Here is a 10,790-nt window from a genome sequence, read left to right on the forward strand (position 1 = left end):
TTACTAGATTAAATACCGTTGCTCAATTCAATTCTTCTGATCAAACCTATGTCCTCCTCTCCGCTGTACAATCTTACATACTTAACGCATTAACTCCTATGTTAGTTAGCCTAATCTACAATGAACCTGCTCCTCGAAGGAATGCACGTGCTATTGCCATATGTCCAATCTGATTCGGATGAATACGGTCGGGAGCAAGGTGCATGGAGGGTAGCGCTTGCAGCAATCTGTCGAATTCAGCTTGAATATCGATGAACTGTGCGCAATTACGGTCGGCTGCTCTGCGGGAGGCTTCGCCATATCGATCAGTCAGCTGGCGAATCTCATCTGCAGAGTTGGACTCCACGAAGAAGGGCGATAGAACGATTATGTCCTGCACCTTCGTATTCAATCTAGCAGCAGTCAGCAATTCCTCAAGCGTCTGTTCATATTCTAATAGCCCGACATGCAGTTCATCCATGAAGGGCCGATTGAAGTGCCGGCATACGTCATTAATTCCAATCATAATAGATAGGCCATCAGGCTGCAGGTCAATGACATCCGTCTTCCATCTGGCCTTAAGCTCTCTGACGGTATCTCCGCTTACGCCCATGTTCACCATTCTAATGGCACAATCAGGTCTGCTGGCATGCAGCCATGCATGGATCATTCCGACATAGCCGCTGCCTAGAGGGTCTCCCTTCCCCTCACCGATAGGACGGACGCGTCCGCAGTCCGTAATGGAGTCGCCAATCATGAGCCACTTCGTTCTAGGCTTCATTGTGATGGACACGGGTTGATTACTCAATTGTTCATCTCCTCTAATAGATGAAAGTTAGGACAATAGCTTCGCATACAAGCGTTCAATGTCAGCAACCGGTATAGGCTTAGGATTGTTGTTCATCAACCTGGTCACACGGGATGCGGCTTCAGCCAGCTGGAGAAGATCCGCTTGCTGTACACCGAACGCTGCTAAGTTCTGCGGGATGCCTAGAAGCTCCGTCCACTCTTCTATACGTTCAATAACTGCGGCTGCAGCATCGTCAGCCGTCCATTCCCCGCCTGATGCCGATGACAGCCCCATCGCCATTGAGACATGGGTCAACCGGCTCGTAATGGTGTCGGCATTGTAGCGCAAGACATGAGGCAGCAGCATCGCATTGGCTACGCCATGAGGAATATGGAAGGTCCCTCCCAGCGGATAAGCCAAGGCATGAACGGCGGCCGTACCCGAGCATGAGAGCGCCATTCCTCCATACATAGAGCCAAGCATCATAGCCGCTCTAGCTTGTTCATGACTGCCATCCTGATAGGCAGTTACGATATGATCAGCGATGAGTCGGATAGCTTCCAGTGCGAACGTATCGCTGATCGGGTTGGACTTGTTCGAGATGTAGGACTCGATTGCATGCGTGAAGGCATCCATCCCGGTCGATGCGGTCATGGCTGGCGGCAGAGTTAGGGTTAACATCGGGTCGAGCAGCGCGACAGCCGGATACAAGCAGGGGCTCACCACCCCAATCTTCAACTGCTCTTCCGGTAACGTCACGATGGCATTCGGTGTAACCTCTGAGCCTGTGCCTGAAGTTGTAGGAATAAGAATAGTGGGCAAGCCGGGGCTGTCTATGTTGCCGATGCCAAGCATGTCACGTACCCGCTTGCTCGAAGCAGAATATCTGACCGACAGGAGCTTCGCTGCATCGAGCACACTGCCTCCTCCTATGCCAATAATACCGTCTAGAGGCTGCTCTCTTAATGCCTCCGCCATCCTCTCCAGCTGCTCGATGGATGGCTCTTCCGTAATATCTGATTGAATGATTACCGCCTTCACTTGATGCTCTCCGAGGAGAGCGATTGCCTTGTCAATCCACTGCAGCCGAATCAAGCTTGGCGAGGTGACGATGGCAACATTCCGCCAGTCGAGTGAAGCGGCAAGCTCTCCAAGCTGATTGAAGGTACCGGACCCATATACCACCCGACCAGCTGTCTGGAAGGTTGATGGTTGAAGGATCGACTTCCACTCCCTGCTGCCAGACCAATTGTTCATGCTGCTCTTGCTGTTCTTACTGCTCTTGCTGTTCATCCTGCTCATGGCTTCACTCCCTCCAGACCTGATTGCGGTGTGAGTGCTGCAGCCTGCAGCAGAGCTTCGATTAAGCTTCGCTCATCAGCCACTCCCTGCCCTGCTATATCGAATGCCGTCCCGTGATCCACGCTAGTCCGCAGGATGGGCAAGCCTACTGAGATATTGACCCCTGATTCGAGACCGAGCACCTTCACGGGACCATGTCCCTGATCATGATACATCGCTACGACCAGATCATAGTCCCCCCTCCTCGCTCGATAGAATAAGGTATCTGCCGGTAGCGGACCTTGCACATCTATGCCTTCAGCCAGAGCTCGGTGTATGGCAGGCTCTATCTGCGCAGCTTCCTCACCTTCCCCGAACATCCCTCCCTCACCCGCATGAGGATTAATGCCGCATACTGCAATTCTAGGGAAGGTAATCCCGCTCCTCCTTAGTACCTGGTGGCCTAGTTGAATGACCTCGTAGACGCGCTCGGGCGTAATCCGACGAATCGCTTCCAGCAAGCCGCAATGCGTCGTCACATGAATGACCCGCAGACCTGGTGCTGTCAGCATCATGGCCACCTCTCCCGCACCCATCAAGTATGCGAGCAGCTCGGTATGTCCAGGATAATGGTGCCCGGCCAGATTCAGAGATTCCTTATTAATCGGCGCCGTGCAGATAGCGTCAATTCGTCCTTCCATGCCTAAGCGTACGGCTTCCTCAATACACCGGTATGCCGCGTCACCTGCTTCAGCGGATCGAATGCCATAGGGCGGCACATGGTCCATCTCCGCGAATACACCCAAGTCAACGATAGGTACAGCTGCTGCCGTGCTGCTAATCCCTTCGCCCAGCCGCGATGGCGCAATATTCAGTAACTCAGGAGCTTGTGTAATGACCTTCCTAGCCCGCTGCATAGCTGCGCCATCTCCTATGACGACGGCCGTTAATTGTTCATGCACTTCAGGAGATGCCAATGCCTTCCATATAATCTCTGGTCCTACCCCGGATGGATCCCCCATCGTAATTCCGATTACAGGCTTGCGCTTCACGTTCATTGGTCCCCGCTCCCTCTCACTCTGGCTCTCGGATACTGCACAATATCCGTCACTGCACTTGCCTTGCCGAAGCTCCCGGACTTCGTGATTAGCGTTATAGAGGTTCCTCCTGAGCTTGATAGACAGCCTTCGCTAACAATGGCACCATGGCTAATGGCTCGCACAATTCTCAACTGCCGCAGGCCGAGTGCCTCGCATACTCCTCTAGCTGTCTCTCCCCCGATTACATAGATGGAACCTTGCATACCTGATTGCAGGTAAACGCTGCCAACGAACTTCCCGAATCGCTCTGTCACCTGTTGATGGAAGTCTTCGCTTGTTCGGCAGTCGTAACGAAGCGTTAGCTCTGCCACACCAGCTCCTCCTTCATCCGGCATGAGCTGGAGGATAACGTCTTGACCTGAGGCAAGCCGCTCTCCAGCAGAACGCTGCACCTTCACGCACTGCTCAGCAGCTAGACGATGTGCTTCGAACAGCATATCCAGCGTGACGGGAACAAGCTCATGACCTGTATGCTCCATGGCATGAAGCAGTTGTTCCCTCGTTAACTTAGTCTGACTGCCTGCGGCAACAAGCATCGGTTCGCCATGCAGTATGGGCTGGTCAGCGGAATGCTCAGGTAAGTCCCAGGCCATCCTCCTAGCCATTGCTTCAGCCAATCCGGCTGATCCGGCGAAGAAGGAAGTGAGCGGCAGCTCATCGGCGAGAGCAAGCAGCCTATCCAGATGTTCATCCGTCACTGCATCTACCGCGATGAGCCTGCAGCCCTGCTCAACCTGAGCAATCACTTCACGCTGCAGAGCTTCTTCACTGCCTTCCTTCAGCAGCTCTAAGGGGATATAGCCGACTGGGAACCGCGACCCTCTCTCCAGAACAATCTGTATACGACTATCTGTAACCGGTGTCAATGGATCCTGCGACAGCTCCGTCTCATGAACGGGAACATCTCCTATGTAATGGACACCTCCGACAGTTGTTCGATTCATTGCAGGATAAGCGGGAGCTACGAATCCAAGCTGCAGTCCGCTCTCCTCAAGCACGGCATCGCACTCCTGCGGGAAGTGTCCTCGGATGGCAGAGTCCATCTTCTTGTACAGCCGCTCAGGCGAGTACGCCTTCACTGCCTGCACGGCATGCAGGGTACTGCTGTATGCCGCGCTCTGAGCGAGTCCTCGTGAACGTACATCCAGGCTAATGACCTGAGGCACATTATCCTGGTTCTCATATATGGCATCGCACATTTGCAGCGATAACAGCAGCTCAGTGCGGAAGCCGTAACCTGCGAAGCATGCTCCTGTATCGTTAGCACCTGTTAGATCATCAGCTAATATAGCAAGCTTCACCATAGGCTAGATAATCCCCCCACTGTCCCGAATTCTTAGTAGAAGCAGCTGCTTAGAATGCCGCAAGTGCTCTTGAATCTGCTCCGTGATATCGGACTGTAGCCCGCCCGCCAATGCTTCTACTATCGCTTCATGTTCCTGCTGAGCGGCTCGAATCATCTCGAAGTCGACGCTTAATGTCTGATACAGAATGTGTCGATAATTCATGAGCTGCGAGTAGATCTCCACATTCCGGCGATTGCCCCCCAGCTCTACTAGGCTGAGGTGGAATCGGAAGTTGTAGTTATGACTCAAGTAATCAGGGAGGAGGTCAGTATCCAGAGCCTCAGCCGACTGCTTCAACAGCTGCTTCAGCGAATCGATTGCCTCCATCCTGTCTGTACTTGATAATTGCAGGAATCCGTAGACGGACCAGCATTCGAGCATCTCTCTTGTCCCCATGATATCCAGAGCACTAGCTTCATCCAGCGGCGTTACGAACGTACCGACCTTCGGTACTGTGCGCACTAACCCCTCCATCTCTAATCGGTTCAGCGCATCTCTGATTGGCGTTCGGCTCACTCCAAGCTGGCTGGCCAGCTCTGGAAGCGAGATCTTCTGTGTGGGGGAGAATCTGCGAGTAATAATACTCTCCTTCAGCAAGTTATAGGTACGATCCCATAGATTCGAATTGTCGAGCTTCTGAAATTCCACTGGATTGGCTCCTGTCATGATAATGTTGGATGTTGTATACAACAACAGAGTACACCCATATCATAGAAGCACTTCAACCTCATGTCAACAAGAACAAGTGAACTCTCCTCCCTCCCATCCTTCTCTCAGATAAGTGTGAATCATTCATCACATGACGATCAAAAAAAGACAGACGAACTGCACGTTCGTCTGTCTAATCCTGATCCATCACTGGAACTCCTATGTGAGAATGACGTGCTTCCTCCATTATTCCCATCCTTGCATCACAGCTAGATGTTCAGAGGTGAGTTCCCCTCTCTCCTCTGCTCGTCGATTGGTACCAATCCACTCTGATCGACGCATCGACACGATGACTTGATCCACTTGTGGTTGGCCGGTTATCCATCGAAGGAGCAGTTCGGCTGCAGCCTCTGGATCATAACCGCTCTGCTCCAGCTTCCACCCCCGCTGGAATGGGGATAGGGCGAAGGTATGAATGCCTCTACGCTTAGCCTCTGCGAATAGCGGAAGAGCATCTTGATGAAAGTAATTACATGGCGTAAATACAGCTGTCACTGGGGAGTCGGTTGGCAAGTCGTTCAGATGCTCCTCACGGCACATCCCAATGCCAATCCCCCTAATCTTACCACGGTTGAGCCATGTCTCGGCTAGAGCAAGCTCTCTCTTAAGCCCTTCTCGATCGCCATGTGCATGCACAACAAGCAGATCGACATAGTCCGTCTTCAGCTCTTCCAGCATAACCGCTAGGTGATGCTCCTCCAGCCTGACGTACGCAGGCGTCTCACTCTGGCCAGTTGAATCCGTGAAGAAGTTCCATACTGCCACGCGAGCTTCCTCCCGGCGGCCAAGCTTCTGCAGACAGCGGCCAAGCGCGATCCTCTCCGGTGCATAGGTCGTGTCGAACCACTCCATACCTGAATTCAAGCAAGCCTGAACAATGCTCAGCTGCTCCTGCTCGCTTGGAACAGGTTCATTCCCAAGGGACGAATAGAAGGAATGACCTCCAAGCCCGAGCTTACTCTTCATAACCATCTCTCCCCTCCATTCCCATTATAGCGCTTGCTCCTGAAATGGGGAATTGGGGCTCATTAGCCTGGCGGTTCCTTCACCGCGCTACCGCGCTTCAATGGCCTGATATTGCCCTTGAGAATGCTTATACAGCTCTTCATAGTAGCCGCCGAGCTTAAGCAGCTTCTCATGGGTGCCTTGTTCTACGATTCTTCCTGAACGCATGACTAGGATGCGGTCTGCTCCCATAATCGTGGATAGACGATGGGCAATGACAAGAGTCGTCCGTCCAACAGATACACGCTCGAGAGCTTCCTGTACGAGCTGTTCGGTATGGGAATCCAGATTAGCTGTCGCTTCGTCCAGGATTAAGATTTTCGGAGCGAACACAAGTATTCGAGCGAAGGAGATAAGCTGCCGTTCTCCGGCTGATAACCCGCTTCCCCTCTCTGAGAGCTTGGTGTCGTAGCCGTCCTTCATTCGCAGAATAATGGCATCAGCACCAATGAACTCACAGGCTCTTATCACATCTTCTCTTGATATCCTCTCATCGAACAATCGAACATTATCGAGTACCGTACCGGAGTACAGATAAGGCTCCTGCTGAACAAGCCCGATAACACGATGCAGATCATGCTGCGCCAATTCACGAATATCGTGGCCGTCTATTAGAATGCTGCCGTCCGTCACATCATAGAAGCGGCACAGCAAGCTGATCAGAGAGCTCTTGCCAGCTCCCGTAGTGCCAACGATGCCGATCATCTCGCCCGGTCGAACATGCAGATCCAGCTCCTTAATAACGGTTGTTCCTTCCGGGTATCCGAAGGTAATGTTGTTGAAGTCCAGCCGGCCTTCAATCTCATCCTTATTCAGCTTCTTAGCCGCGGCGTGATCCTGAATATCCGGTTGAATCGCGAAGATGTTCCAGATTCGATTAATGGCTACCGTGGCAGACTGCAGCGTGTTCCATTGCTGAGTAATGGTGTTGATCGGCTGGAAGAATAAGCGGATATAGGTAATGAAGGCATATAACACGCCGAACTCTAGTGATTTGTCCAGCACCGCCATCCCGCCCAGCCATGTGATGAAGGCGATAGCGATATTGTTTAGAACCTCGAAGGAGCGATTGAACAAGACATTCGTTCGAATCTCTCGAATATTGGCTTGGAAGTAGGAATCATTTTTCTCACGGAACTGCTCCTTCTGTACCTCTTGCTGATGGAATACCTGGATCAGGTTCATTCCTGCTAGATTCTCAGCGACGAATGCGACTAGACGAGACAGCCTTGTGCGTGCCATCTGATAAGTTGCTCGCATATAGGAACGGAAGGCAATCGCAATGCCAGCTATAATCGGCAGCAGAATGAGACTGTACAAGGTGAGCTGGACGTCCAGCTGGAACATCAGGACCAGGATGAAGAGGAGCGTTAGTCCATCGCGGAAGATGCTGAGCACCACCTGATTGAAGAACTGGTTGATGGCTTCCGTATCGCTGGATACGTGAGTAATCAAGCTGCCGCTTGGTACGCGGTCGAAGTAAGACATCGACAGCTTCGTAATATGCTCGAACAACCGCTTGCGAATGCTGGCTACGATGCTTTGCCCCGCTTTTTGCAGCAGATTGTTCTGAAGGTAGGAGAAGACGAAGCTCAGCAGCGATAGACAGAGATAGACACCGCAGATGAGCAGCAGGCTGCGGTAATCATTCTTGCCTGTCATCAAGTTGTCATCGATGGCGATCTTCACCAGGTAAGGCTGCAGAAGCTCCGCTGAGATCGCCACCAGTGTGCAGGCGATGAACCCGATGAAGGTCAGTCGATGCTCTCTGATATAGCCGGATAAGGCCCGAAAGGTTGAGATATACTTAGGCTTCGCCTTAGGCTCATTCAAATCCGCCTTCTGGTCCATCTGCCAATTGTTAATTGCCTGTGCCATGCTGCCTAGTCCCCTCTTCCTGTATGTCGTGCAGAGTCCGATACAATCCATCCTCGGCAAGCAGCGACTCATGGGTTCCACGCTGGACAATCTTGCCTTCATCCAGCACGATAATCTCATTCGAATGCTTCAGCGCACTAATTCGGTGAGCGATAATGATTGTCGTCTTGCCCTGTCTTATATCTCGAATCGTCTCCATGATGTCGGTCTCGGTGACGGCATCAACTGCGCTGACACTGTCATCGAGGATAAGTACAGGTGCATCCTTAATCATGCCTCGCGCAAGACTCGTACGTTGACGCTGTCCTCCCGATAACGTAACCCCCCGCTCTCCGAGGCGTGTCTCGAATCGATCAGGGAACGCTATGATGTTGTCATAGACCCGAGCTTGCTTCGCGGCTAGCTCAATCTCATTCAGTTCCGAGTCACGCTTATAGAACGCAATATTCTCCCGAATTGTCGAGGAGAACAAGAAGCCATCCTGAGGGACATAAGCAATTCCGCCTCTTAGGTTCTCAAGCGTAAGCTCCCGGACATCTGCATCCCCGTAATAGATGGTCCCAGCTGGCGGATCATACGTACGCAGCAGCAGCTTCATGAGTGTGGTCTTCCCGCTCCCCGTCCTGCCTACGATTCCGAGCGTCGTCCCTTGCGGAATAGATAGATTGACACCGCGAAGCACCGGCCGATTCTCTTCAGCCGGTCCTTCCTCATAGGAGAAGGTCAGATTCCGAATGGTAATTCCAGACTTCTGGAAGTCAACCGCTCTCGCATGCGCAGCCTCCTTAATGTCGGGATCCTTGCTAAGCAGCTCATTCAGTCGGTCGAGCGAGGCTCGCGCCCGCTGGATCACATTAATGACGTTGCCAATCTGCTGCAGCGGATTCATCAGCATTCGAATGTACAGCGTGAGTGCAACGAAGCTGCCTAGTGAGATACGCTCAATAATGGTCAGGTATCCGCCGAAGGAGATTGCAATAATGAGCGAGGTCGCCCCGAGGAACGGGATAAGAGCCTGGAACAAGGAAGATATACGTACGAGATTCAGCTGTCGGTCGCGGATGCGCTCGACCGTAACCCCGAATCGGCTTCGCATGGTATCCTCAACGGCGAACTTCTTCGTTACGCGGATTCCTCCGAATTGCTCCTCTGCCGATTCTGTCATGGAGCCAAGTGCCTCCTGCACAAGCATGGAACGTCTACGTATCAGGGGACCGAACACAACAACAATGACTGGAATGAGCAATAGCGGCACAATACTAGCTACAACTAGATAAGCCGGCACATCGGATAGCAGCAGCATGACTACCGTAGAGATCAGCAGAATGGATGCTCCCGCGGTCTGATTGACTCCCATGGAGATGGATTCTCTTACAGCCGTCACATCATTCATGAAGTAGCTCAGCAGCTTGCCGACTCCGTTCTTGGAATAGAACCTCTCATTAAGACTTGTAAAGTGGATATAGAGTCTTCGCCTGTTCATGAATTCGAAGTATCGACCCGTATACATAACCAGATATTGAGCGATACCCCCGATAATGGCGAAGCCAACCCCTATCGCGAGCAGTGTCCAGCTATAGCGAATTACACCTCCTGTCGACAATATACCGTTCTTGAGTTCATCCGTGAAGCTGCCGAGCACGCGCGGGAAGTTCACCTGAATAATATTAGCAACCAAATGGAGCATGATGGATAATGCGTAGAATATCCATGTCTTGCGGAAGAAGTCACGCAGTATTCGCTGTGAATCCACTCCTTCATCACTTCCTGTCTGTAGGTTATTCTACTAATCCGGTACGCTCTACCCCTTCAACGAACCACCGCTGGGTGAAGGCATAGAGCACAAGCAGAGGCAAGATAATTAGGAACGATGCGCCCATCTTAATCGGCTCAAGGAAGGCTCGCAGGCCACCTTCCTGCGCTTCGACAGCGAGCTGCGCATTCAGCTTAGATAATCCTACCGATAAGGGTACATCAGACGCTCCGAACATATACATTGATGGAAAGTAAGCATCATTCCAAGCCCATACGAAGGAGAAGAGGAACACAACAACGATCGCAGATTGCGAGATGGGAAGCATGACTCTCGCGAATATGCGGAACACGCCGGCTCCATCCATCCGCGCGGCCTCCTCCATCTCCTTGGGCAGCGTGGAGAAGAACTGTCTGAAGATGAGCACGAACAGAGCCCCCTTCAGCCCATGGCCGAACAGGGCAGGCACCAGCATGGGCCAGAACGTATTGATCCAGCCAAGCTCCTTGAATAAGACAATGGAGGGCAGGATGGTCACCTGCGCTGGCATAATGAAGGTGAAGAGCAGCGCGGTGAACCAGAGCCTCTTGAATGGGAAGTCCAGCCTTGCAAAAGCATACCCTGCGATTGCGCACGATAGGACTTGAAAAACAGCCGATAAGGTGGAGATCGTAAGACTGACTCCGAAGCTCTTCACGTAGTCCAGCATCTTAACCGCTTCAGCCAGATGTCCTCCATAGAAACGCGTAGGCACCCAGATGACCGCTGGATCTAACAGATCAGGAGCTCCCTTAATCATTGTTGTCACCATATATATAACCGGCTTAAGGTAGATGAACGCAACATCGACCAACAGCAGGTACATGAGAACCCGGAAGAGCAGACCCTTATCTGCTTCCAAGCCAATCAGCTTGTATTTGAACCAAGCCCGCTTCCCCATACACCATCCA

At 52.1% G+C, this 10,790-nt stretch carries 9 protein-coding genes; all 9 read right to left on the reverse strand.

The features are described 5' to 3' along the window. Nucleotides 1–115 precede the first annotated feature (115 nt). Entirely contained in the window at nt 116–787 is a 672-nt protein-coding gene (locus ACFO9Q_RS19670) for an SGNH/GDSL hydrolase family protein (protein ID WP_379185279.1), read from the reverse strand. A gap of 27 nt (nt 788–814) precedes the next feature. After that, nucleotides 815–2,026 carry an iron-containing alcohol dehydrogenase gene (locus ACFO9Q_RS19675; protein WP_379185314.1) on the reverse strand — a complete coding sequence of 404 codons (1,212 nt, stop codon included), beginning with the start codon at nt 2,024–2,026 and terminating at the stop codon, nt 815–817. A gap of 41 nt (nt 2,027–2,067) precedes the next feature. Further along, nucleotides 2,068–3,108 (reverse strand): 4-hydroxythreonine-4-phosphate dehydrogenase PdxA, encoded by a 1,041-nt coding sequence (gene pdxA, locus ACFO9Q_RS19680; protein ID WP_379185280.1) that lies wholly within the window; start codon nt 3,106–3,108, stop codon nt 2,068–2,070. Continuing rightward, on the reverse strand, nt 3,105–4,454 hold the full coding sequence (locus ACFO9Q_RS19685) for a four-carbon acid sugar kinase family protein (protein WP_379185281.1): 1,350 nt from the start codon (nt 4,452–4,454) through the stop codon (nt 3,105–3,107). The genes pdxA and ACFO9Q_RS19685 overlap by 4 nt, the downstream gene beginning before the upstream one ends. A gap of 3 nt (nt 4,455–4,457) precedes the next feature. Then, the gene (locus tag ACFO9Q_RS19690; protein ID WP_379185282.1) at nt 4,458–5,144 is read right to left on the reverse strand and encodes a GntR family transcriptional regulator; all 687 of its coding nucleotides are present in this window, start codon (nt 5,142–5,144) and stop codon (nt 4,458–4,460) included. Nucleotides 5,145–5,390: 246 nt separating this feature from the next. Beyond that, nucleotides 5,391–6,170: an aldo/keto reductase gene (locus ACFO9Q_RS19695; protein ID WP_379185283.1), complete on the reverse strand. Its 780-nt coding sequence runs from the start codon at nt 6,168–6,170 to the stop codon at nt 5,391–5,393. Between the two features lie 87 nt (nt 6,171–6,257). After that, nucleotides 6,258–8,087, reverse strand: a complete 1,830-nt coding sequence (locus ACFO9Q_RS19700; protein ID WP_379185284.1) for an ABC transporter ATP-binding protein — start codon at nt 8,085–8,087, stop codon at nt 6,258–6,260. Further along, nucleotides 8,071–9,840, reverse strand: coding sequence for an ABC transporter ATP-binding protein (locus ACFO9Q_RS19705; RefSeq protein ID WP_379185285.1), 1,770 nt, complete (start codon nt 9,838–9,840; stop codon nt 8,071–8,073). The genes ACFO9Q_RS19700 and ACFO9Q_RS19705 overlap by 17 nt, the downstream gene beginning before the upstream one ends. 25 nt (nt 9,841–9,865) lie before the next feature. Next, a complete protein-coding gene (locus ACFO9Q_RS19710; RefSeq protein WP_379185286.1) occupies nt 9,866–10,780 on the reverse strand; it encodes a carbohydrate ABC transporter permease in 915 nt (304 codons plus the stop codon). Nucleotides 10,781–10,790 lie beyond the last annotated feature (10 nt).

Source organism: Paenibacillus sp. GCM10023252 (assembly GCF_042653305.1).
In the GTDB taxonomy this organism is placed as follows: domain Bacteria; phylum Bacillota; class Bacilli; order Paenibacillales; family Paenibacillaceae; genus Pristimantibacillus.